This window comes from Caldithrix sp., assembly GCF_056497305.1.
Genome location: NZ_JBSMDE010000017.1, coordinates 23,120 through 46,056 on the forward strand (window position 1 = coordinate 23,120; position 22,937 = coordinate 46,056).

General features: G+C 46.2%; 20 protein-coding genes and 1 pseudogene. 12 read left to right on the top strand and 9 right to left on the bottom strand.

The window, feature by feature from the left end; translation table 11 throughout:
- The first annotated feature begins 82 nt into the window (after window positions 1–82).
- The 4 genes from ACWB0I_RS01530 to ACWB0I_RS01545 are packed head-to-tail and all read left to right on the top strand — an operon-like array spanning window position 83 to window position 3,615.
- Window positions 83–724: a LytR C-terminal domain-containing protein gene (locus tag ACWB0I_RS01530; RefSeq protein WP_479386268.1), complete on the top strand. Its 642-nt coding sequence runs from the start codon at window positions 83–85 to the stop codon at window positions 722–724.
- On the top strand, window positions 721–1,074 hold the full coding sequence (gene rsfS / locus ACWB0I_RS01535) for a ribosome silencing factor (RefSeq protein WP_479386269.1): 354 nt from the start codon (window positions 721–723) through the stop codon (window positions 1,072–1,074). The genes ACWB0I_RS01530 and rsfS overlap by 4 nt, the downstream gene beginning before the upstream one ends.
- Window positions 1,071–2,705: an arginine--tRNA ligase gene (gene argS / locus ACWB0I_RS01540; protein ID WP_479386270.1), complete on the top strand. Its 1,635-nt coding sequence runs from the start codon at window positions 1,071–1,073 to the stop codon at window positions 2,703–2,705. Before rsfS ends, argS begins: the two co-directional genes overlap by 4 nt.
- A gap of 10 nt (window positions 2,706–2,715) precedes the next feature.
- Entirely contained in the window at window positions 2,716–3,615 is a 900-nt protein-coding gene (locus tag ACWB0I_RS01545; RefSeq protein WP_479386271.1) for a PfkB family carbohydrate kinase, read from the top strand.
- Here the strand turns inward: ACWB0I_RS01545 and ACWB0I_RS01550 are convergent.
- Together ACWB0I_RS01550 and ACWB0I_RS01555 are read right to left on the bottom strand one after the other, a co-directional pair.
- Window positions 3,612–4,808 (bottom strand): ATP-binding response regulator, encoded by a 1,197-nt coding sequence (locus tag ACWB0I_RS01550; protein WP_479386272.1) that lies wholly within the window; start codon window positions 4,806–4,808, stop codon window positions 3,612–3,614. The two genes, ACWB0I_RS01545 and ACWB0I_RS01550, sit on opposite strands and share 4 nt — an antisense overlap.
- Window positions 4,809–5,033 carry a hypothetical protein gene (locus ACWB0I_RS01555; protein WP_479386273.1) on the bottom strand — a complete coding sequence of 75 codons (225 nt, stop codon included), beginning with the start codon at window positions 5,031–5,033 and terminating at the stop codon, window positions 4,809–4,811. It lies immediately after the preceding gene.
- A gap of 158 nt (window positions 5,034–5,191) precedes the next feature.
- Here ACWB0I_RS01555 and amrS point away from each other — a divergent pair, with 158 nt between their 5' ends.
- On the top strand, window positions 5,192–6,217 hold the full coding sequence (gene amrS / locus ACWB0I_RS01560) for an AmmeMemoRadiSam system radical SAM enzyme (RefSeq protein WP_479386274.1): 1,026 nt from the start codon (window positions 5,192–5,194) through the stop codon (window positions 6,215–6,217).
- A gap of 333 nt (window positions 6,218–6,550) precedes the next feature.
- Here amrS and ACWB0I_RS01565 read toward each other — a convergent pair whose 3' ends face one another.
- The 5 genes and pseudogenes from ACWB0I_RS01565 to ACWB0I_RS01585 all read right to left on the bottom strand — a co-directional run bounded on the left by ACWB0I_RS01565 (window position 6,551) and on the right by ACWB0I_RS01585 (window position 12,670).
- Window positions 6,551–9,637, bottom strand: coding sequence for a FlgD immunoglobulin-like domain containing protein (locus ACWB0I_RS01565; protein WP_479386275.1), 3,087 nt, complete (start codon window positions 9,635–9,637; stop codon window positions 6,551–6,553).
- Between the two features lie 237 nt (window positions 9,638–9,874).
- Window positions 9,875–10,234: a T9SS type A sorting domain-containing protein gene (locus ACWB0I_RS01570; protein ID WP_479386299.1), complete on the bottom strand. Its 360-nt coding sequence runs from the start codon at window positions 10,232–10,234 to the stop codon at window positions 9,875–9,877.
- A gap of 9 nt (window positions 10,235–10,243) precedes the next feature.
- Window positions 10,244–10,474, bottom strand: a pseudogene (locus ACWB0I_RS01575) (redoxin domain-containing protein); the annotation flags it as partial.
- Window positions 10,475–10,486: 12 nt separating this feature from the next.
- The gene (locus ACWB0I_RS01580) at window positions 10,487–11,875 is read right to left on the bottom strand and encodes an Ig-like domain-containing protein (RefSeq protein WP_479386276.1); all 1,389 of its coding nucleotides are present in this window, start codon (window positions 11,873–11,875) and stop codon (window positions 10,487–10,489) included.
- Window positions 11,876–11,887: 12 nt separating this feature from the next.
- Window positions 11,888–12,670, bottom strand: coding sequence for a redoxin domain-containing protein (locus ACWB0I_RS01585; protein ID WP_479386277.1), 783 nt, complete (start codon window positions 12,668–12,670; stop codon window positions 11,888–11,890).
- Window positions 12,671–12,989: 319 nt separating this feature from the next.
- Here ACWB0I_RS01585 and ACWB0I_RS01590 point away from each other — a divergent pair, with 319 nt between their 5' ends.
- From ACWB0I_RS01590 to mutY, 7 genes are all read left to right on the top strand, one after another.
- The gene (locus ACWB0I_RS01590) at window positions 12,990–14,345 is read left to right on the top strand and encodes a T9SS type A sorting domain-containing protein (RefSeq protein ID WP_479386278.1); all 1,356 of its coding nucleotides are present in this window, start codon (window positions 12,990–12,992) and stop codon (window positions 14,343–14,345) included.
- 100 nt (window positions 14,346–14,445) lie between these two features.
- Window positions 14,446–15,042 carry a hypothetical protein gene (locus ACWB0I_RS01595; protein WP_479386279.1) on the top strand — a complete coding sequence of 199 codons (597 nt, stop codon included), beginning with the start codon at window positions 14,446–14,448 and terminating at the stop codon, window positions 15,040–15,042.
- Between the two features lie 190 nt (window positions 15,043–15,232).
- Window positions 15,233–16,597 carry an acyclic terpene utilization AtuA family protein gene (locus tag ACWB0I_RS01600; RefSeq protein ID WP_479386280.1) on the top strand — a complete coding sequence of 455 codons (1,365 nt, stop codon included), beginning with the start codon at window positions 15,233–15,235 and terminating at the stop codon, window positions 16,595–16,597.
- A gap of 25 nt (window positions 16,598–16,622) precedes the next feature.
- Entirely contained in the window at window positions 16,623–17,297 is a 675-nt protein-coding gene (locus ACWB0I_RS01605; protein ID WP_479386281.1) for a DUF6090 family protein, read from the top strand.
- Between the two features lie 2 nt (window positions 17,298–17,299).
- Window positions 17,300–17,638 carry an AtuA-related protein gene (locus ACWB0I_RS01610; RefSeq protein WP_479386282.1) on the top strand — a complete coding sequence of 113 codons (339 nt, stop codon included), beginning with the start codon at window positions 17,300–17,302 and terminating at the stop codon, window positions 17,636–17,638.
- 92 nt (window positions 17,639–17,730) lie between these two features.
- On the top strand, window positions 17,731–18,678 hold the full coding sequence (locus tag ACWB0I_RS01615; RefSeq protein ID WP_479386283.1) for an Ig-like domain-containing protein: 948 nt from the start codon (window positions 17,731–17,733) through the stop codon (window positions 18,676–18,678).
- A gap of 621 nt (window positions 18,679–19,299) precedes the next feature.
- Entirely contained in the window at window positions 19,300–20,394 is a 1,095-nt protein-coding gene (gene mutY, locus ACWB0I_RS01620; protein ID WP_479386284.1) for an A/G-specific adenine glycosylase, read from the top strand.
- Between the two features lie 159 nt (window positions 20,395–20,553).
- Here mutY and ACWB0I_RS01625 read toward each other — a convergent pair whose 3' ends face one another.
- Window positions 20,554–21,741 (bottom strand): ABC transporter permease, encoded by a 1,188-nt coding sequence (locus tag ACWB0I_RS01625; RefSeq protein ID WP_479386285.1) that lies wholly within the window; start codon window positions 21,739–21,741, stop codon window positions 20,554–20,556.
- On the bottom strand, window positions 21,738–22,931 hold the full coding sequence (locus tag ACWB0I_RS01630; protein ID WP_479386286.1) for an ABC transporter permease: 1,194 nt from the start codon (window positions 22,929–22,931) through the stop codon (window positions 21,738–21,740). Before ACWB0I_RS01630 ends, ACWB0I_RS01625 begins: the two co-directional genes overlap by 4 nt.
- Window positions 22,932–22,937 lie beyond the last annotated feature (6 nt).

Below are 22,937 nucleotides of genomic sequence, written 5' to 3' on the forward strand. Positions count from 1 at the left end.
TAAAAAAGATTAGAATTGTTGGTGTATTTTCTTTAAATTCCGCACGTTCATAAAACGAATAAAATAAATGCAGGGAAATACGTTGAGACATCGCAGAAGAACTAATACGCAATTGATGAACACTAAAAAATCGCTACAGGCCAAAAGGCGCCATTTCCCTAAAAAATCAAATTCTTTTGGCGGATTTTTCAAATTTGTGTTTATTTTAATCGTCGTTGTAGGTTTTTTATATGTGGGTTACAATTATCTTTTGCCTGTGGTCAAGGAAAAATTACCCGCATTAAAGGAGTTGACTTCCAGAGAAACGCCCATGCCCGAAAAGAGCGAAGAAAGACCACAACTGCCCTCCGAAACCGTGCCGGAAAAGAGCCGTCAGCCGGAGACCTTTCTGCCCAATATTCAGGTAGAAATTTTAAACGGTTGCGGCGAGCAGGGCATAGCCAAAATTCTGGCCGATAAATTAATGTCCCTGAAATACGATGTGGTCAATACCGGAAATTACTTAAAAAAAGGCAAGCCCTTTTTTGAGGTTGAAAAGACGCGTATCATCAATCAGGTCGATTCTGAAAAGACCAGAGAGAAAGCCAGAAAATTGGCGCAACAAATTGGCATTCCTGAAGAACAGGTGGAATTTATTGCCAATCCCAATCCGATTGCCGATATTACCATTGTGATTGGGAAGGATTTTAAGTCGTTAGAAATATTTAAAGGGAAGGGTGAATGACAGCGCAGGAACTGGTAAAAAAGATTACGGATCTGGCACTGGATAAAAAGGCTAAGCAAATTACCGTCATAGATTTAAAAGAGATCACCGACTACACAGATTACTTTGTCATTATGAGCGGGGAGTCCGGCCTGCAAATCAAGGCCATTTGTGATCACATTGAAGATGAGTTGCGTAAACAGGGCGTTAAAGCTTACAGTAAAGAAGGATATGAATATTTGCGCTGGGTGCTATTGGACTACGTCGATGTGGTTGTACATATTTTCAATCCGGAAGCGCGTGAATTTTACGGTCTTGAACGTCTGTACGCCGACGCCAAAATGGAATTAGTCACGGAAGAGCAAGTATGACAACACAGGAATTTATTGAGCAGGAATTACAACGCTTCCTGAAGGCGCACAACATAAATGATGTGGAAATCATCCTGGAACGGCCCAGGGAAGAAAGCTTTGGCGACTATGCTTCTACCCTGGCCCTACAACTGGCCAGACACCTTAAAAAGAATCCCCGGCAAATCGCCCAGGAAATAAAGGATTTCATCAAAAAGGATAGCGATTATATTTCAAGAATCGAGATTGCCGGCCCAGGATTTATTAATTTTTTCACTTCCAATGTCAATTTGTATCGGCAGTTAGCGGAAATTTTAGAGAAAAAGGATTCTTTCGGACAATCGACTCTGGGGCAGGGCAAGACAGCTAATATTGAATTTGTCAGCGCCAATCCCACCGGTCCATTGACCATCGGGCATGGCCGCGGGGCCGTTCTGGGGGATACCATTGCCCGCCTGTTAGAAAGCATGGGCTATCATGTTACACGGGAGTACTACTTTAATAATGCCGGACGCCAGATGCGCATCTTGGGAGATTCGGTGCGTTTACGCTACCTGGAGCTTTGCGGGCAACCGGTTGAATTTCCGGAAGATTATTATCAGGGACAGTACATTATTGAAATCGCTCAAAAGATCTTTTCCGAAAAAGGTGCCTCTTTGCAAGAAGAGAGCGATGTGACCTTTTTTAAGGAATATGCCGAACGCATGATCTTTGCCGATATCAAAAAAACCATTAAGCGTCTTGGCTTTGAGTTTGATGTGTTTTTTAATGAAAAATCTTTGTACGAAGAAGGCAAGATCGATGAAGTGGTTGAGCGCCTGCGTCAGAAGGGACTGGTGGCTGAAAGAGACGGGGCGACCTGGTTTTTGACCAGCAAATTAGGATTTGAAAAAGACCGGGTCATCATTAAAAGCACGGGCGAGCCTACGTACCGTCTGCCGGACATTGCCTACCATGTGGAAAAGGTAAAACGGGGCTACGATCTGATCATTGATGTGTTTGGCGCCGACCATATCGCTACCTATCCCGATGTTCTGGCAGCGGTAAAGGCCCTGGGCTACGAGGTCGACAAAATTAAGGTGTTAATCCATCAGTTTGTTACCTTGTACGAGGGCGAAGAAAAGGTAAAAATGTCGACACGCAAGGCCAATTTTATTACCCTTGACGAACTGATGGAAGAAGTAGGCGTGGACGTGACGCGCTATTTCTTTTTAATGCGCAGCATGAACTCCCACCTGAATTTTGACCTGTCGCTGGCTAAAAAACAATCGGATGAGAATCCGGTTTTTTATGTTCAATATGCCCATGCCCGAATTTGCAGCATTTTGAAATTAGCCGATGAACGCCAAATAGAGCGAACAGGTGCTTTTGATTTTCAACTGTTGGAGACAAAAGAAGAACTGAATTTGATTAAGCACCTGGTGCAATTTCCGCAAACCCTTGAAATGGCCGCCTTGAGTTTTGAGCCCCACCGCGTGGTTAATTACCTGTTCGATCTGGCGTCTTTGTTCCATAAATTTTACACGGAATGTCGCGTGATCAGCGACGATTTAGCGTTAAGTCGGGCCCGTTTGGCCTTGATTGATGCGGTGAGAACGGTAATTGCCAATGGATTGCATGTCCTTGGCATTTCTGCGCCGGAACATATGTAAAGGAGATCTCATGAGCCTATTAGTTGTCGGATCCATTGCTTATGACACCATTGAAACGCCTACCACCAAAGTTGAAGACTCTCTGGGCGGATCTGCGCTCTATTTCAGCGCTGCTGCCAGTTTGTTTACTCCGGTTAATGTGGTTGGAGTGGTGGGCTCTGATTTTGATGCTTCGAAAATCTCTTTCCTGAAAAAAAGAGGCGTCAATCTCGATGGTCTGTACATGGAAAGCGGCAAAACATTCCGCTGGGGTGGAAGATATTTTGATGATATGAACAAACGGGAGACCCTATTTACCTATTTAAATGTTTTTGAACGTTTTCAGCCGGTCATCCCCCAGCACTACAAAGAAGCCGAATTCGTCTTTTTAGCCAATATTGATCCTGAATTGCAATTGGATGTATTAAAGCAGATCAATAATCCGCGATTGATTGTTCTGGACACCATGAATTTCTGGATTAGCGGAAAACGAAAAGAACTGGAAGAGGTGCTGAGGCATGCCGACATCATTGTGCTGAATGATGAAGAAGCTAAAGAATTGACCGGCGAAATGGGCCTGATCAAGGCCACCAGAGCCATTCCTAAAATGGGCCCCAAAAGCGTGATTGTGAAAAAAGGGGAGCACGGGGCCATGCTCTTTCATGATAATGAATTTTTCTTTGTTCCGGCTTTTCCTTTAGAAAATGTAGTAGATCCCACAGGTGCGGGAGATAGTTTTGCCGGCGGTTTTATGGGCTATTTAGCCAGAACGGGACAAATCGATCTGCCTACCCTAAAAAAGGCTATTGTCTATGGTAGCACCATCGCTTCGTTCAATGTAGAAGATTTTAGCTTTAAACGTCTGGAAATGCTTTCGATGAAGGAGATAAAAGAACGCGTTAAAATTTTCAAAAAAATGACGGCCTTCTAAAAACGTACGGCTTTGAGCAGAATGGTAAAAATACTTCCTTTTCCTGGCATGCTTTCCACAATCAATTCGGCATCATGTGCTTCCACAATCTCTTTGACCATGGACAGACCGACCCCAATGCCGCCGCCCATAAACTCTGTTTTGGAAGTAGAGTGATGCATCTCATCCTGCACTTCGTAAAAGGGCTCAAAGATTAGGCCCAGTTTATCGTGGGGGATACCAATGCCGTTATCGGCTACGGATAAATAGACCAGTTTTTTGTTGATGTCCATTTTAACGCGCAACAAAACTTTTCCACCTTCCGGCGTGTATTTTAAGGCGTTCTGCACTAATTCGCTGATGGCCTTCTCCATTTTTTGAGGATCAATCAAAACAGCGGGATCTTTGTCTTCCAGGCGGTAAGCAAACTGAATCTTTCTCAGTTCAAAGAGCGATTTCATCTTGTTGTAAACACGCAGGACTAATTGGTTGATTTTAAATTCTTTTTTATTTATCAATTGCGTGTAATTGTTGAGCAGGGTTAAATCATGCATGTTTTCAACCATTTCACTCATCTCGTTGAGTGTTGATTGAATGATGGACAGGTACTCTTTAATGGTCTCCGAATTGGGATTCTCATTAAGTTCCAGGGATAAAAGGTCAAAATATCCTTTTAAAACAGCCAGGGGCGTTCTTAATTCATGATTGGTTAATGTGATGAACTTGTTCTTTATTTCGTTCAATTCCCGCAACTTGGCGTTTAAATCCTTTAACTCCTGATTCTCTCTGCGGGCATTGATATTCTGAATGCAACGGTTAAGCACAATGCGCACGTGTTCAAAAGAGACGGGTTTGGTAATGTAGTCAAAAGCGCCCTGTTTCATGGCTTTGATGGCGTTTTCGATGGTGGCAAAACCGGTGATCACGATGACTTCTGTATCCGGGTAATTTTTGCGGATCAGGCGCAGGGTTTGCAGACCGTCCATCACAGGCATGTTTAAATCGGTGAAGACAATGTGGTAGGACTTCTTTTTGAGCTTTTCAAGGCCGGCCATTCCGTTCTCTGCCACATCCACCTTGTAGCCTAAAAAGTCGAACATATCGATGTAACTTTCACGGACTTCCGGTTCATCTTCAATGACCAGAATATTGGGTTTCCATTTTTCCATTGGTTTTGCTTTGGCCCTGGCCTCTTCTACTTTTGCTTCATTCATTTAATTACTCCTGAGACTTTCAGGAATTTCAATGATTAGTTTTCGGATGCGCTCCAGTTCATTATTTATTTTTTTCAGATACTCATTTGTTTTCGGATCATTAATATTTAAGTTTTCCTCCAGCAAAAAAACAGATGTATTGAGTACACTCAGGCGTGTACGTAAAAGTTCCAAAAGTTCTTCATACCGTAAAATAGTTTGAGACATATTTTTGTTTTCCTTCATTTCCGCCTTTAAATTTGCTTATCTGTAATGGTTTTCGGCATAAAAAACGGTTTGTTGAATCTTTTGGGATGAAATTGGAATAATTCTGCCCATAATTTTTATTTGAAACCCTGTCTGAATTTTTGCATTATATTAAAAAAACAAAGAAGGGGGTAAAAATGGAAATGCCCGTAACCTCTTTAAAAGCAAAATGGTGGCAGGCTGGCGAAAATGGACGTGTGCTCTGCACCCTGTGCCCCCGCTATTGCAATATCCCCGAAGGAAAGGCTGGGTTCTGTTTTGTACGTAAAAATGTAAATGGCGAATTAATTACCACGGCCTATGGGCGCCCGACCGGTTTTGCTGTCGATCCCATTGAAAAAAAACCTCTGAATCATTTTTACCCGGGAACCACCATATTAAGTTTTGGTACGGCTGGTTGCAACCTGGGCTGCAAGTTTTGCCAGAACTGGACCATGAGTAAAGCGCGCCTGGATGAGTTGAATGCTTTGAACGTGTCGGCGGAAGAGGTGGTTCGTTTAGCGCAAAAATACCGTTGCCCTTCGATCGCCTTCACTTACAATGATCCCGTTATTTTTGGTGAATACGTCATCGATATTTCCAGATTGGCTCACGAAGTGGGCATCAAAACCGTGATGGTGACCAATGGCTATATTGATCGGAAAGCGCGGGAAGAGGTGTTTGAATTCATTGACGGAGCCAATGTGGATTTAAAAGCCTTTAGCGAAGATTTCTATTATCGCCTGACCAATGCTCACTTACAGCCGGTTTTAGATACACTGGAGTGGCTGAAGAAAGACACCGATGTCTGGTTCGAAATCACGACTTTGCTGATCCCTGGCCAAAACGATTCGATGGATGAAATAAAGAGGATGTGCGACTGGATTCTGGAAACTCTGGGCGACGATGTGCCTTTACATTTTACCGCCTTTCATCCTGATTTTAAAATGACCGATCATCCGCCCACGCCCTATTCCACTCTGCGCCAGGCCAGGGCAGTGGCGTTAAAAAGCGGGATTAAATATTGTTATACCGGGAATGTCCACGATCCGGATGGTCAAACCACCTATTGCCCCCAATGTGGGCATACATTGATCGAACGCAACTGGTACCAGGTAAAGATTACCGGTCTTAGAGATGGCCGTTGTGAACGGTGCTCGGAGAAAATTGCCGGGCGCTGGTAACCATAACCACGATAATATTTTCTTGCACAAGCGATGCGCTTTAAATACAACTTCTGCACAGAAAGCGACAGGGAAATTCAGCCGATCGGTAGGCGCAGACTTAATGCCTGCGCTTGATGCTTTCTTCGCTATTACACAGGTTCGAGCTGAAGCTCGAGTTACGACAGAAGCGGGATCAGAATGACATCTCGGCACGAGCCCTCACTGTTTAGGTACAATTTGCCCTTTAAAAAATAATTCCTAATTCGAAATTTTTAATTTAAAAAGGCTTCTCTGTGCTCTCCGTGGTTTTTAAATTCCCGAGGAAATGTTTTTGGTTGAAGCTCTACTGCCTTAGCGAATTAAGACCATGCGTCGTGTTTGGGCAAAGCGGCTGGTTCTAAGACGGTAAAAATAGCTGCCTGAGGCCACCGGAATATTGTGTTGATCCGTACCATCCCAGGCAATCTGGTAAGTTCCGGGAGATAGGCTTTTAAAGGTCCAGGTGCGGACAAGCTGGCCCCTGGCATTAAACAGAGTCACTTCCGCCCAACCTGATTTCGGAATCTGAAAAGTGAATCGCGTGCTGGCATTAAAAGGGTTGGGAAAGTTTGGGCTTAAGGCGTAACGTAGGGGCCGGGGGCCCCTGCTCTGGACCAGATTGGTGGGCCGGGCCAATAGAAAAGACATGGCCCTGTCCATCAACTCATCCCGCGTTTGTTGGGGGTAAACAGTTTCGAAAGGGAAGCCCAGATAGACCAGTTTGCCAGGTTTGCTACCATTTTTGAAGACCCCCTGATAGGTTATGCCGGCGATATTGTATTGCGAAACATTAAGATATTGCAAAGCGCTTTGGCTGCCACCAGTGGGATTAATGGCATCAGCGTATTTAACATTAATGGTTCCGTGTGTGCCGTTGTCGAATGAGATGTGAGTTAAATCGGCAAAGATGTTGTCTGCTGTGCCGCGTGCCGCGTAGTAAACGCCGGCTTTATTGCCCGGCGCGTCAGCAGCATAGGTGGCTTTCAGATAGGCGTGGAAAAATTCACGGTCTGCCGCGCTGCCTTTGTAATCTAAATCCCAGGCGATTTCAGAGCCGGAGACAAATAAGCGGCCGCCAGCTTTCAGAAACTGAGCCAGAGCTGTCTGTTCAGCAGAAGAGAAAGTTTCGTCGGCGGTTGACTCATTGCCCAAAATGTAGTCGATTGCGCTGTAGTCCTGTATATCGATTAAACTGCTGGTGATTGCCTCGTTGGTTACGGAGTCAAATTCGTAACCGGCATTAAACAGCGCCTGAGCATGCTGACGAATAAAGTCGTAGCTGTTGCCCGAGTAAGGCCGATCGTAACCGTACACCAGCAGAATACGCGCCGTGTCTGCCATTTGCGGCAGAACCGCCAGCACTTCGGTGGGGGCAGAGGCGCCGGCGCTGTTTTGAGACTGCAATTTAACATACAATATGCTGTCCGGTGCCAAATTTTGCAAAGTGATTTCGGTACCGCTAAAGGTGGTCAGGGAATCGAAATGTAAGCCGTCGTGGCTGGCCAGCAGCCGGTATTGATCGGCTTTAGCCGCGGGTTGCAGAAAGAGGCGCACCTGGCCCGCAGCCTGGCACTTAAGGCCAAAAGATTTAGGCCGGTCGGGGAGAGTGCTGTCAGACAGATAGGAGGGCTGTTGCATCGGCCCGTCTTCATCGCTGAAAATCTTGTATTGCACGGCATCCTTCAAAATTTCCTGCAACGTTTTTGCCTCACCATCAACCATGACCTGTGCTGCCAGATAGCGAATGCCATGACTGTAATCGACATAGGTATTGATGTGAATGTTGGTCAGGGGTTGAATCGGTTCTCCGTTCAACTGGTGCCAGCCGTAAATGACCACGTGGTTAGGCCTGAGGGGATCGGTGATTTTATTGCTGATGACCACGTCCTTTTTAATGCCTCCAATCAACTGTCCTAACTGCGCATGGGCTGCTTTAAGCTGCGCTTCGATAGCGGCGTTGTGTTCGACAAACTTTTGCACTGTTTCGTTTGCATTGCCCACGGGTGTGTAGGTGACGGGCGCCAGTTTAATCTCTGCATTCTGGTAAATATGATCCACCAGTTTTCGCGTGGGCATGGTAGTGCCGTAAAAATCGGCGGCTTTTTGGGCGGTTATAGGGCCCATGGGAATGCGACAGTAATCGCTGTCAGCGCCAATGGACAGATAATCCGGAAAGACCTGGTACTCAACCTGGTGAGGCTGTCCATGGCTGTCATTAAAGGTGGCCGTGAGCGTTTTGGCCTGGCGTAAAAAATAGGGAACATTTCCGGTTAGTAGCTCATTCAGAATGGCCTGCTCGCGTTCTTCAAAGGTCATGTTCTTAACAAACTCCATAAATTGTGAACCGGTCATGGCCTGAGGCGAACGGATGGGAATCTGAAAAGGCGGTGGGACGATGGCCTTGTCTTGAATCCACTCTGAGTAGGCTCTTTGCCCAAAATACTGATAGTTCGCCTCTTCCAGAGGGGTGCCGCTGAGCAGGGTGTGGATAAAACCATTGCGTTCGACCTGAACGGTATGTAAAATTTTTCGTTCAGGATTCTTTTTTAAGAAGAATTGCACTCTACCGCCAAGGGCGCTGTGCTGAATAAACTGCTCGTCTTCTCTGGTGGTAAAGGTAAAATGTTGTGCCAGATAGCGTTGCATCAGCCGGCTGCGGTACCAGGTTCCGCCCGTAGGTGAGACAACAGGCTGACCGTTGTACAAAGCCACACTGTCATTGTAAGCTAATACACTGAGAAAGTGATTGCTGTCTGCCTTTAACCATTGCGCCAGTTTGGCCCCGTACGCATCGTCATAGCCGTAATCGCTTTCCAGAAAACAAATGCGACGCACATCTTGCGGGATTGGGTCATGGGCATCCAGAAAAGAGAAAACAAAACGTCCCCCACCGCTATGACCGCTCAGAATTAAAAATGGCTGGTAAGCCGCAAAATAACTCTTTATATGTTCAACCAATCTTTTGATGATAGAGGCGTAGTCGGCGTGTTGTGCCTTCCAGGCTGGCCAGCTCAATTGTTCTGTTTCCAGATAAATGGTAATTAGATTGTAATCGGTTACCTGCTGGCGAACAAAGCGTGTTTGAGCGGCGATGTGTTGAATATCAAAGTGCCAATCTTCTCCCTGGCTGATGCGTTTACCGGCCGTCTGTTCAATGGTGTTGCCATTGGGTAAGGCATAAAAAACCAGCCCAACGGGTTTTGTGCCATCAAAGCGCTCAGGAGAAGGGGCATTGATCTGGACGCGGATTTGCGGCCGCCATCGGAAGGTAACGACCTGTTCGTTAAAGTAGGAGCTTTGCACAAAACCGGGTAAGCGGGTGTTGGCCTGCCCCTGAATGGCAAAAATACTTAGCAAAATAGTTAGCACCAGAGGCAAACATTGTTTTGGATTACTCATGCTTTTCATCTCTCAATCCCTGTTAATAAGACCAGAGTTCAATTAATAATGAAAAATCGAATTGTCGTGGTAAAGCACATCTGGGTGTTGAACAGGTCTCTTCCTGTTTCGGTCACTTTCTTGTTTTAAGTTAATCGATTTTAAAGCAAGAAAAAAGAAAAATTTTCTGGCATGGATTGTAAAGACTGCAGTAAGGCACGAATGGGAGGACCATAAACACGTTTTAAGAAGAACATCTTATTTAATCAGCACCACTTTTTTTGTTTCCGAATGACTTTGGCTGTGCAGCCGTACCAGGTAAATCCCGCTGGACCATGGGGTAAAATCGAACGATTGTTTAACCCACGCTCCAGGCTGCCGATTTTGGATCACTCTATGGAAAAGGAGTTGGCCGTTCAAAGTAAATATATGGAGTTTAACGGGCTGACGGTCGGGCAGGCGAAAGCGCAGGTGCATCTGGCCATTAAATGGATTGGGGAACACGAAAAGCTGAAAAGCCCTGGGCGAGGCCTGAACAGTTTGGAAAGCATTTAGGTCTGTTACCAACAAAGAGTCGATGGTTTCGAGCATGTATTGCGGATCATATTCTGAATGCATGTAGCGAATAATGCCTTTTTCATCGATAATGATGTCGCGCGGGTAGGGAGTTAAACCGCGCATTTGAAATTTCCAGTAAACATTGGAATTGGGGTCTTCTAATACCGGAAAACTCAATCCAAATGTGTTAATAAAAGTAAGCGTAGTCTGGAGGTCTTCGCCGTTGTTAATCCCCAGGACCTGTACTTTTTCGCGGTCATAATGGCGCCAGAAAGTAAAATCTATGTCCGACAACTCCGGACCACAGACGGGTCACCAGGAGGCAAAAAAGGCCAGCAGCACAATCTGCCCGCGGTAATCAGAAAGCCGGTGGTAATGATTATTGACATCGGGCAGGAGAAAATCAGGAGCAGAATCGCCGACGGCCAAACGATTTTGACCGGCAAAAAGCGAGACATGTTTGGTCGGCTCATCCGGATCGTTTGAGTTCAGAGTTAATGATTCACTCAGGTATGTTTCCTGATGCGTTGGCGTGTAGGTGACAAGGATTTCAGCGGATTTTTGGCTTTCAATGGTAAGTATTCGTGGTTCTACCTGGAAATCGAAATGATCAATAGCGATGTTTGTGATTTCCAGAGCGCTTTCACCGAGGTTAAAGACTTTAAATTTTTGAGGGATGGGCTGGTTCAAACCTTTGAATCCAAAATCAAAGGTGGTGGGCTTAACATGAATATCTGGCAGTGCAAAATCTTGAAAAGTGTAGGTGCGCAGGGAGTTCCAGTCCGAAACAAATACCTGATTTTGAAAAACGGCCAGGCCCATGGCGCGTGTGGGCGTGTCTTCTGTGGCGATCAATCGTGGGTTGTCGGGCTCAGAAACATCAATGGCCATCACCAGTTCCCAGGTTGCGCCAAACAGCATGGTGTTGTGAATGGCTAGATGGTTTAGAATGCCAAATTGATGTTTAAAATGGGCTAAGGACCGCGGAGCGGTTAAGTTGGACAAATCAACAATATCGATTCCACTGGCGCCCAACGCCACAAAGGCCAATTGATCTTTCACCAGTACTTCTTTTGCCGATCCGGCGCTGGGCAATGAAGCGATCAGCTCAGGACGTAGGGGATCTTTTAGAGAATAGATTTTTAGACCAGCGCCGCCGTCTGCCGCAAAGAGATGATTACCGCTCAGTACAACGTCCCAGCAATTGGTCAAGCCAGGCACAAAATACACAGATTGAATAATTTTTGGATTTTTGATATTCAAAACTTCAATGCCCTTTTCGTGAACGGCAGCGTAAGCCAGCGAGTCGTTAAAGGCCACGCTTTCGTAGGAATAGGTAGATGGATTGTAAATTTGCATCAATTGGGGAGCATTCAAATGATCAATGTTTAGAACATAAAGACCGGCCTGGCGGGCGGCTCCAATCGCCAGGGAACCCCTGGCCTGAACGTTGTAAAATCTTTGATTGTAAATGTCGCCGGGATCAAAATGGCCGATCATTTTAGGTTGGTTCAGGTTTTCCACATCCAGAAACACCAATCCACCTACACCAAAAGTGTAAATCGTGTGTTCATCATAAACTTCAACATCTAAAAGTTCTGCAAAAAAGGGCGGGGTGTAGACCCCACGAGGAGTAAATTCATCTATGGAAAAGAGCATGGAGTTCAGGCTAAGTAACCAGCATAACAGATATTTTTTCATGGTAGTCACTTCCTATTTTTGAAAGAGGAGACGGCCTGTTGCCCTCTGGCCCGCCATCTGGAGTTGATAAAAATAGGTGCCACTTCCCAGAGGATCCAGACGCAGGCGAAATTGATTCGTCCCCCTGTTAAAATGGCCCTGATATTTTGCAATAAAGCGCCCATTGACATCGAACAGGCTTAATGAGACTGGAGCGGCCTGGTTCAGACGAAAAAGGATTTTGGTCGCGCCGTTGAAAGGATTGGGGTAGTTGCCTATGATTTCAATCGATGAAATGGGCTTTGGAACAAAGCGTTCTGAAAGAGCAGAAGGTTGCAAGAGGCTATCAATGACGTGTTGGAATTCAGAAATATTGAATCCCTCCTTCAGATAGGCGACTTTCCCTTGCTGGTCAATGAAAATGCTGGTTGGAAAGAGGCGTAACCCGTAGGCATCAAAAACCTGTCCCAGAGAATCGAGCAACACGGGATAGGTCAACCCATATTGGTTAATGAACTGTTTCATCAGTCGGCGATTTTCCCGGAAATCCAGAGCGATCAATACGAAGTTTTTGTCTTTGTACACATTCCAGATCGAATCTTGCAGAAAGGGCGCCTCCACCTGACATGGCCCACACCAGGTCGCAAAAAAATTAAGCATGATGACCTTTCCCTGAAAATCTTCAAAGTCAATGATTTGGCCCGAGGTATCGGGCAATTGAAAGGTAATGGCCTGCTCCCCGATTTGGACCTGGGCAGCGAGTGAAGAATGGAAAACAATGCCCCCGCAAAACAACAGTAACATGAATTTGAACATGGGCGCTCCTGATGAAATCATAGCTATGGCCAAGATAAATTTTATTTGTAACAAAACCATGGCGTAAGGGTAAAATTTTCAACAAATTTTAAATTAAAGAAATGAGGTATCTACCAGTATTAAAGAGAACGCCGTTCCATTTTTATTTGACTGTCCAACTATTTATTTCTTATTTTTTTGTAGTTTGCCATGCATTCTTGATGGTATCTGCACTAAAATGTGAATGCTTCTGTTATCGTCTTGTCTAAAAAACGTACGCGACCATTGAAACAACGAAAAGCAATTTTGCCGTATCACTATTTGAATAGGAGCGAAGATCATGAAAACCAGTAAGTTAGTTGCAGGATTGATCATCGCCATGGTGATTTTAAATCCTGATTACTTGAAAAGTCAAACTCTAACCTGGTTGTGGGGCCTGTTGAATTATGAAACGCAGGCCATGGCCGTTTCGGATGACAGCGTCGTGGTGGTCGGTGAGGCCGAAGCAGCCGGTGGCGGGCATCATGCCGTGCGCTGGTTGAATGGTACTGCCGAAGATCTGGGCACTTTCGGCGGTGTGTGGAGCGCGGCCCATGGCATAAGCCCTGATGGCCGGTTCATTGTGGGGTACGCCACTGATAGCAGTAACAATCATCGGGCATTCCGCTGGTCACTGGAAACGGGATTGCAAAACCTGGGCACTCTGGGAGGCCAGCACTCTGAGGCTTATGACCTTTCGGACGATGGCTCAGTGGTCGTAGGCTACGCCAAAGACAGTTACGGCCATTCAGTGGCTTTCCGCCGGGCAAACGGAATAATGCAACCTCTGGGCACTCTGGGAGGAGAGCACAGCAATGCCTACGCTACCTCGGCTGATGGAAGTATTGTGGTAGGCTGGTCCCGCAACTCCAGTAATGACTGGCGAGCTTTTCGCTGGGAGAATGGGGTTATGGAAGATATTGGCACACTGGGGGGTAAAAATAGTACTGCCCTGAATATTTCTGCAGATGGCCGGGTGATTGTGGGCTACGCCGATACCGCCCTCAGCTCGTCCCGTTACCATGCCTTCCGCTGGGAGGATGGGGTCATGGAAGATTTAGGCACCCTGGGCGGCAAATACAGCGAAGCCTACGACGTTTCGGCAGATGGCCAGATTGTTGTGGGCTGGAGTGAAGATTCCCTGTCTAACTGGCGCGCTTTCATCTGGCATAGAAATGGACAAATGCGCGACCTGAATGAAATTTATGCTGATTTACTTAGCGATGGCTCTTCGTTGGCTTATGCTACCGGGATTTCTACCGATGGAAAATACATTTGCGGATGGGGTTGGCATGCCGGCGCCATGGCCAGCAAGACCGCTTTTATTCTGTATACTGAGGTCACACCAGGCATGGATGACAACCCGGTAAAAGGGCCTGATCGATTTCGTTTAGCGGCCAACTACCCAAATCCCTTTAACCCGGCCACGACCATTAAATTCCAGCTTCCCCGAACAGAATGGGTCATTCTGGAAATTTTTGATGTACAGGGCAATCGCATCAAACTGCTGCTAAACAAATACATGCTGGCAGGTGAACACATTGTGCGCTGGAACGGAACCAATCAGACCGGACAGCCGGTAGCAGGCGGGGTGTACTGGTATCGTTTGCGGGCCGGAAATTTTTCAGAAACAAAAAAGATGGTGCTGCTGAAATAGACGCTTCAATCATTCGAAATGCTGGGACTGCCATTTACTTTTTTTGAATTTGAATGAAAAAAATAGTACACTTATTACCTCAATTCCGGAAGGAGCGGGAATGCAAAAGATTTTGGCCGGCATAGCCCTGCTCGGTTTTTTAGCGGGTACGGCCCTGTCTCAGGAAATGGATCTGGTTCAAATTCATACCCGACAGGGTACATTAAAAGTTGAAGGGGATTTGCGGTGGAATACCTTAACCGTTCGCGTAAGACCATTGACCCCGAATCATCTCCAGACCGTTTCGGAAGCTCAGCTTTTTCAATTAATCGAAAAATTAACGACCGAGCGGGATTCCATCCTGCGAGCGCAACGTTTTTCTTCTCTGTTCCTGGGACGTGTGGTGGAGTACCCCCGGTTGGAAACGTTTTTAATCCGTCAGACGGCCGAATCCCCCCAATGGCAGGCCGATCGTGCAAAACTGGTTAACGCCAGCAAACAGATCAATGCCTGGGTAGCCGATCTGTTGTTCAAATATCCTTTTTGGGCAAAAGTGGCCCCCCTGTTTAAAAAGGGCGGATATCGATTGTCCGGAATTTCGGTTGAAAAAGTTCTGGTGAAGGACGTGGCTAAAATTGATCTGGAGGATGTGAAGAATTTAAAAGGGAAATATCCGTTCGATGCCATGATCTGGCTGATTCTGGAGAAAATTCAGTAATCCACGCCCAGGGAATAAAATCCCGAATTAAACGCATGTAAAGGAATTTATTTTGTCTCACAAGCAAATAAAAAAACCGATATGAATTGGGGGAGCAGCTGTTTAAACTTTTTGATTCTGTGTTCCTGAACAATATTTGAGATGGTTTTTACCTTTAAATTTAAAAACTTTAAAATAGCAGGAGCGGTGCATGAAAGAATTTATTCGTATTGCCAGTGGACAGGGATACTGGGGGGATCGTTTTGATGCCCCGATTGATCAGGTGCGGGAAGGCCCCATCGATTATCTGGTGATGGATTACCTGGCCGAAGTCACCATGTCTATCATGCAAAAGCAAAAGTCGCGGGACCCCAATTTAGGTTATGCCAAAGATTTTATTCGCTTAATGGAAATATTGCTTCCGGAACTGGTTGAGAAGAAGGTTAAGTTAATTACCAATGCGGGAGGGGTGAATCCGGTGGCCTGCATGTTAGCCGTGCGTGAAATCGCGGAGCGCAAGGGGCTGGAAGGCGTACGAATTGCAGCCATTTATGGAGATGACATTCTGAACCATATTGACGCGCTGGTGGCTTCCGGCAATGAGTTGCGTAATATGGAAACGGGCGAATCGGTAGAAAAAATTCGCGATCGGATCAGCAGCGCCAATGTCTATTTTGGGGCCAGGCCGGTTGTGGAAGCGCTGGAACAGGGCGCCCAGATCATTATTACCGGTCGCGTAACAGATACCGGATTGACTCTGGCGCCGATGATTTACGAATTTGGCTGGACATGGGATGATTGGGACAAACTGGCTGCCGGCATCGTTGGCGGTCACATCAACGAGTGTGGAGCACAGGCCAGCGGTGGCAATTTTTTGGCCGGCTGGAAAGAGGTGCCCAACATGGAACGCATTGGATTCCCAATTGTAGAGGCTTACCCGGACGGAACGCTGATCATTACCAAACACGAATCACTGGGCGGTCTGGTGGATGACCGGACGGTTAAAGAGCAGCTGGTGTACGAATTGGGTAATCCCAGAGAATACATTACTCCGGATGTGGTGGCCGATTTCACCTCCATCCAGCTGCAGCAGGTTGGGAAAAATCGCGTGAAGGTCTTCGGCGTTAAAGGCCAGCCTTTTACTGAGTTTTACAAGGTTTCCATCTCTTACTTTGATGGCTACACCTGTATCGGGCAGTTGACCTATGCCTGGCCGGAAGCGCTGGAAAAAGCGCGCAAAGCCGATGAGATCATTCGTAAACGGATTGAATACCTGGGATTGAGTTTTGATGAAATTCATACCGAATTTTTAGGTTACAACGCCTGTCACGGCACCACTGCCCATCCCATAAAAGACCCCAATGAAGTGGTCTTTTTGATTGGTGTGCGCGGACAGAACAAGAAACAGATGGAAACCTTTGCCAATGAAATTGTGCCCCTGGTGCTAACCGGCCCCCCCACGGTTACCGGTTTTGGCGGCGGGCGTCCACGGGTGCGCGAAGTAATCGCCTACTGGCCGGCGTTACTTAAAAAGGAAGAAGTGGCTCCCAAAGTGCTAACCATTTCGGTGGCGTAAGTAAGCCCGGGAAAAAGGTGAAGAGATGGTTGCAAAAAGACGTAAGCCCCCCATTAACTGGATGGAAAAGTTCATCGAGATTTTGGTGGTAGTCATTGGTGTGACGCTGGCTTTTGTAGTCAACCGCAGTTACGAAAATTACAAAAATGAACAGGCAGCTCATTTGTACATGAGCGGTCTGCAAAACGATTTAAAAACCGATTTGGGAAAGCTGGATTCACTTCTCACCATTTTAGATTATCAAAAGAAAAAGCTCGAACAATTGGTGGGTTACCTCTCTACACACCAGATGGAACAGGACTCGTTTGCAATCCTGTTGCAAACATTGACGCATCTAAATCTCTTTGAAATACGTCAGAGCTCTTTTAAATCATTACAGAGTTCCGGGCAGGTAACGCTGATCTCCGATTTTCAGCTTCGTAAAAAATTATTTGATTATTATCACCGGGCTGGAGGATTGCAAACCATGCAACGGGAATTGGAGGAGTATTTTAACCGTTTCATTGTACCATTACTTCTCGAAAAGGTCGATATGAAAAAAGGGGAAATGCTCGACCAGGCTTATTTTAAATCGATCCAATTTCAAAATGTGGTTCTGGGTTACTGGAGTTTGCTCAAACAACAGAAGGCTTTTTATCGGTCCATTAGAAATCGGGCAATTGATCTTGTACAAAATCTTGATCAGGAGTTAAAGGAGTAGATATGAAGGTCCAATTAATCAAACTGGCACATGGTCGTTCCGGAGATAAGGGCGATACGGCCAATGTTGGTATCATTGCCTTAAAACCGGAATATTACGAAATTCTGAAAAGAGAAGTAACCGTTGAGCGCGTTAAGAAACATTTTGGGGAGATGGTGAAAGGGCCGGTTGAACGATTCGAAATGCCCAATATCGGAGCCCTTAATTTTTTACTGCACAACGCGTTGGGCGGTGGGGGCACTATCACTCTGAAACACGATGCTCAGGGCAAAACCATGAGCACCGCATTGCTGCGCATGGAGATTGAGGTGCCAGACGATTTGTTCTCTGAAAGCTCATAAAATTAAGACTAATTTTCGCTTGGAAATGGTCGATTAAACAGTACAATCAATCAGGATTAAACGCATTTATTGCAAATACAGGAGTGATCTGCATGAAGAAATTGCTTGTTTTCATCGGTCTGTTTTTGTTAGCTTGCTCTTTGCCGGAGCCTAAAGATATTATTCCCCCCGTCGTGCGTGTTATCTTTCCCTATGAAGGCGCCATTATTTCTGATAATGTGCAATTCACAGTGGAAGCTTCGGATGACGACCAGGTCCAATCGGTCTGGATTTACGTGGACGGCAAAGAGATTGGGAGCACCAGCGACGCTCCTTACAAAATTGCTTTTAATATTCAGGGTTACGAGAAGAAAATACCCCATGTTCTGTTAGCAGCCGCTAAGGACAAGGAAGGCAATATTGGCTTTGCCCCGACCGTGAACTTTATTATTGCCGATGGCAAAGACAATGTGGATCCTACGGTGGTTATTTTGAATCCCCAGTCCGGTCAGACCGTGGAAGGTATTGTCAATGTGGTGGCTCATGCAGATGATGATCGTTCGGTGCAGGAAGTGCGCTTTTACATTGACGGACAAAATGTACACAGCACCTCAGATTATCCCTATATTTACAACTGGAATACTACCGGTTATTCGGATTCTACCAGCCATACGATTTATGCGGAAGCCATTGACGGTGGGAACAATAAGGCCTTTTCACCGGTGGTTACAGTGACTGTTTATCCACGCACCGGCCCAACCGCAGATAATGTGGCTCCGCGGGCTCTGTTCCTCTACCCCATTGCCGGGGCGACCGTTACGGGTACCGTAAATGTTTCGGTGGATTTACAGGACAATGTAAAGGTAACCCGTGCTGAGTTCTTTGTGGATGGCATTCTGACCAATTCTGCAACCAATCCCGATTCACCATGGGTTTTTCCCTGGAATACAACCACTGTAGCAGACTCCATACCTACGAGCCACTCGTTGTATGTAAAAGCGTACGATGAGGCTGGTAATTTGGGGACAAGCGGGCTGCTGGTGGTAACGGTTACTCAATAAGATGTTGATTTAAAAAGAATGTAAAAAGGGGCCAGTGACGCCCCTTTTTTTTGTGTAATTGGGCGTTTTGAAAAGGGTAAATGTGAATAACGATTTTTTCAATGCCCTGTGCTGAAAGACCAGTAAACAAGCCACAGGTTTCCACCCTACGCCTGAAGCCCACCATGTGTCATTTCAACCGATGCCCCGATAGTTGCGGGACAAAGCGGAGAAATCCTTTCCGGTATGATGGAAGGGATTCCCGCTTGTTTATGACGGTTGGGTATTCTTCCGGTGTAAGTCTCGAGCTGAAGCTCGAGTTACGTTGTGTTTGCGTGTATTCCACTGGAAGGGATTCTTCGTCCCCGATAAATCGGGATTTCAGAATGGCATGCCGGCACAGGCCTTCACCGCCTGGACCCAACTTGCCCTTTCACAAAATAATTCGTAATTCGTAATTTTAAATTTAAATTGCTTTTTTTGCCTGTCCGGCTGCCTCGGCCAGACGAGCCTGTCCGGCAGCATGACGGACGCTCCTTGCGGTTTTTTAAAGGTTGTGGCTTTGCTGACTTAGTTATTTCATGGAAATTATTTTTTACCTATTTTTCGTTGGTCAAATAAAAAAAGAAGTTGAAAAACAACATGAAAACCATTTCCCTGGCTCTGATAGACTGGTTCCGGAAATACCAGAGAGATTTACCCTGGCGGAAGCGTAGCGATTGGTATCCTGTTTTTCTGTCTGAATTTTTATTGCAGCAAACCCAGGTTAAACAGGTCCTGCCCTATTTTCAAAAATTCTACCAACGTTTTCCTACAATTTTTGACTTAGCTCGTGCTGAGGAAGATGAAGTTTTGCAATTGTGGGCCGGGTTGGGATATTATTCGCGGGCCCGCAACATGTTAAAAGCGGCCCGTACAATTGTCGAACGTTTTTACGGGCAATTTCCTGCTGATCTTAAAACAGCGCTTACCTTACCGGGCATAGGACCTTACACAGCGTCTGCCATTCTCTCCATTGCCTTCAATAAGCCCCTGGCAGTGGTGGACGGCAACGTTATGCGTGTTATTGCCCGTGTGTTTGCCATTAAAGAAGATTTGAGGCTAACGGCCACCAGGAAGGCGATTCAGCAAAAGGCCCAGGAATTACTTTTGCCGGAGCAGCCTGGCTTGTTCAATGAAGCGGTGATGGAGTTGGGCGCTCTAATTTGTAAACCAACGGCTCCGCTTTGCCAGCATTGCCCAATTCAGTCCTGGTGTCAAGCCTATCGTTCTCATTCCGTCCAGAACATTCCTTTCAGATCGGCAGCGCCCAAAAAACACCGAAAATTTCAGCTCGTTGTAATCGTACGTCATGGGAACTCACTGCTCTTAGCCAAACGCCATGGCAAAGGAATGCTGGCAGGCATGTGGGAATTCCCGGCTTTTGACATGCCGACCCTTTCGGAGTTAAAAATTTCCAATTTAGATCCCTTTTTGTCTAAACTGTTGCCAGAATTACAAATCCGCTCCTATGAATCGTTCCCCTTATTAAAACACATTTACAGCCATATTTACCTGGAATATCAACCGATCTTACTGCAAAGTGCTACAAAAATTCCATTCAATTTTGAAAGTTACACTCAGTCGGAATGGTTTGAAGTTCCTGCTCTGCAAAAGCTGGCCATCCATGGAGCTCACAAAAAAATTTTAGAGCACGGACAGTTCAAAAAATGGTGGGCGGAGCAGAAAGGGAAGTGATGTTTCTGGTGGTTTGAGTACCCGCTCATGCCTGGACGGTCGTCCAGGCTTTCTCTTCCTTCCGGCAGTAAGGGTGGGTACAACCAATCAAATTAAAACTGTCCGCTTTTGATCAAAAGATTTCCATCGCCCAGAAAGGCGCTGCTTTGCCCTGTACAATTAAATTCCTGTAGAATGCAACGGAAAATATCTTTTTTGTAAAGTAGCAAAGCGCCAGAACCCAAGAACCAGACTCAAAATGAACAGAATCAACAAAGAAATGATTTCCGGCACAATGTCGGTAATCCCGGCTCCCATGCTTGTTACGCGCTGCATGGCCAAAAAGTAGTGCGTGGAAGGAAGAAGACGACTAAGGCCCTGTAACCAGGTTGGCATGCTCTGCAACGGCCAGCTGAATCCGGACAGCAAAAACAGTGGGTAGCTGGTAAAAACCAGCGTCTGTAAAGCCACAATCTTGCTTCTAAAAAAAGTGCCAAGAAGCATGCCCCACAAGGTAACATTCAGTAAAAACAAAACGGTTAAAAACAGGAACGTCAAATAATTTCCACGGAAAGGCACCTGTAACACATTAACGATTACACTAAAAAAGAAGATGCTGTAAGCCAGATAAAGGATGAAATAAAAAAATCCCTTACCGCCCAGCAACAAAAACGGATTGCTTCGACTTTTGTTGTTCCACTCTTCAAACGTGTTCCATTCAAATTCTCTGGCTACAGACATGGCCAAACCAAACAACAGAGTTTGCTGCAATATTAGGGCCAGTACCCCGGGAATCAGGAAATCGCCATAACTTTGTCGCACGTTAAACAGATTGCGATCATCGACCTGCAAAGGTTGCACCTGAGCCACCGCCTGTTCAAAATTCAAACCTTTGCTGCGGAAAAGACGCAAACGCACACCGGCCGCCAGGGTGGCAGCTGTTTGCTGCACAGCTCGATTGATGTCATTGGAAGGCAAAAAGCGGCTGGTGTTTAAATAGACTTTCAGGTGCGCCTGCCGCCCGCTCTTTAAATCCCGGGAAAAATGGGCCGGAATCCAGATCGCCCCCTGAACCTGCCAGGTTCCGATGGCCTTTCTGGCCTGGGCCGCATCCTGCGCAACACGCACCACGGCCAGGGTTTGCGTGGCATCCAGACTGCGAATCAGTGTCCTGGAAAGCGCGCTGTTGTCCTGATCAATGACGATTACCGGAATGTCAGTCTCTACTTTGTGTACATAAACCGTGCCGTAAAACAGGGCGTAAAAAAGTGGAGAAAAAAGCACAATGAGTAAGATGTCAGTATCTTTTAAAAGAAGGGCCATTTCGCGGCCAACCAACCTGTAAAATGCAATGGCCAGTTTTTTCATCGCACAACCTCCGGATTTGTCAATTTTTTCTCCATGATCTGCCTTTTCCGCAAAGACATCAGCAGCAGGGTGCCCGAAAAGCCGACGAGCAGGAAAAGAAGAAGAGCTAACACTTCAGGGATGACCCCTTTCCAGCCCTGCCCCATGCTAAAGATTTTTAAATAGCCGGTCATGAAATAGGTGGATGGCAGAAGTCGGGCGTAAAAGCGATGTAACCAGGGCATGGCTTCCAGAGGGAAGGTGTAACCTGTAAAAATGAACGCCGGCGTACTGATGAAAATAGCTGCCTCAGTAGCCAGAACATTATTTCGGAACAGGCAGGAAATCAACATGCCCACAAAAAAGACAGACACCACAAACAGGAAGAGATAGCCAATGAGCAGAAACTGTGAGCCGTGAATCGGAATCTGAAACAGCGCAAACACGATGCCTGTCAATAAAAACACGTTGCTCAGGTGTATGAACAGATGAGGTAACGATTTACCCGTTACGATATTTAGCAATTTCCCTTGCGATAGATGCCATAGTTCGTGCAGGGTGCCTTCTTTTAACTCGGAACTGAACACCAGCACTGCAGCGATCAACACCACCATTTGTAACATGATGGGCAGTAAGCCCCCAATTAAATAGCTTTCGTAGTTGTAAAACGGGTTGTAAAGGGGCAGCGTTTCCACGGCAATGGGATGCGCTCTTTCCAGAGCCTGTGCAGGACTGTTGCCCTGTGCCTCAAATTTTTTCATTTCCAGACCAATGGATAGGGTTTGCAGGGTGCTCAAGGCCGCTTTGTAGGCCACATTACCCACAATAATGTTGGCAGAATTCTTTAGAAATACTACGTGTGCGCTTTGGCCCGATTTTAGATTTTTTTCCAGATGCTCGGGGATGACAATAGCAGCCTGTACTTTTCCCCGTTTAAAATCAATTTCCAGGGTTAATAAATCGTCATAGTAACGGTACAGGGCAAAAGTCGGCGTGCTTTCCAGGCTGCGGGTAATCATGCGCGAAAGTTGGGAGTGGTCGTTGTCGATGACGCCCAACGGCAACTCCCTTACAGCCCCTTTCTGATAGATAGGCGCCAGACTAAAAAAGACGACGAAGGGCATAAGCAGAATCAGAGCCCAGAGCGTTTTCCTGGTTTTTATTCTTTGCCACTCGCGTTGCATGATGGCCTTTATGAGAGTCGATGACATGGTACC

Coding starts and splice junctions, on each gene's coding strand:
- ACWB0I_RS01625 (WP_479386285.1), bottom strand. CDS start 21,741: ATGAAAAAACTGGCCATTGCATTTTACAGGTTGGTTGGCCGCGAAATG.
- ACWB0I_RS01605 (WP_479386281.1), top strand. CDS start 16,623: ATGGTTGCAAAAAGACGTAAGCCCCCCATTAACTGGATGGAAAAGTTC.
- ACWB0I_RS01595 (WP_479386279.1), top strand. CDS start 14,446: ATGCAAAAGATTTTGGCCGGCATAGCCCTGCTCGGTTTTTTAGCGGGT.
- rsfS (WP_479386269.1), top strand. CDS start 721: ATGACAGCGCAGGAACTGGTAAAAAAGATTACGGATCTGGCACTGGAT.
- ACWB0I_RS01610 (WP_479386282.1), top strand. CDS start 17,300: ATGAAGGTCCAATTAATCAAACTGGCACATGGTCGTTCCGGAGATAAG.
- ACWB0I_RS01545 (WP_479386271.1), top strand. CDS start 2,716: ATGAGCCTATTAGTTGTCGGATCCATTGCTTATGACACCATTGAAACG.
- mutY (WP_479386284.1), top strand. CDS start 19,300: ATGAAAACCATTTCCCTGGCTCTGATAGACTGGTTCCGGAAATACCAG.
- ACWB0I_RS01585 (WP_479386277.1), bottom strand. CDS start 12,670: ATGTTCAAATTCATGTTACTGTTGTTTTGCGGGGGCATTGTTTTCCAT.
- ACWB0I_RS01615 (WP_479386283.1), top strand. CDS start 17,731: ATGAAGAAATTGCTTGTTTTCATCGGTCTGTTTTTGTTAGCTTGCTCT.
- ACWB0I_RS01580 (WP_479386276.1), bottom strand. CDS start 11,875: ATGAAAAAATATCTGTTATGCTGGTTACTTAGCCTGAACTCCATGCTC.
- ACWB0I_RS01565 (WP_479386275.1), bottom strand. CDS start 9,637: ATGAGTAATCCAAAACAATGTTTGCCTCTGGTGCTAACTATTTTGCTA.
- argS (WP_479386270.1), top strand. CDS start 1,071: ATGACAACACAGGAATTTATTGAGCAGGAATTACAACGCTTCCTGAAG.
- ACWB0I_RS01600 (WP_479386280.1), top strand. CDS start 15,233: ATGAAAGAATTTATTCGTATTGCCAGTGGACAGGGATACTGGGGGGAT.
- amrS (WP_479386274.1), top strand. CDS start 5,192: ATGGAAATGCCCGTAACCTCTTTAAAAGCAAAATGGTGGCAGGCTGGC.
- ACWB0I_RS01590 (WP_479386278.1), top strand. CDS start 12,990: ATGAAAACCAGTAAGTTAGTTGCAGGATTGATCATCGCCATGGTGATT.
- ACWB0I_RS01555 (WP_479386273.1), bottom strand. CDS start 5,033: ATGAAGGAAAACAAAAATATGTCTCAAACTATTTTACGGTATGAAGAA.
- ACWB0I_RS01550 (WP_479386272.1), bottom strand. CDS start 4,808: ATGAATGAAGCAAAAGTAGAAGAGGCCAGGGCCAAAGCAAAACCAATG.
- ACWB0I_RS01630 (WP_479386286.1), bottom strand. CDS start 22,931: ATGTCATCGACTCTCATAAAGGCCATCATGCAACGCGAGTGGCAAAGA.
- ACWB0I_RS01570 (WP_479386299.1), bottom strand. CDS start 10,234: ATGCATTCAGAATATGATCCGCAATACATGCTCGAAACCATCGACTCT.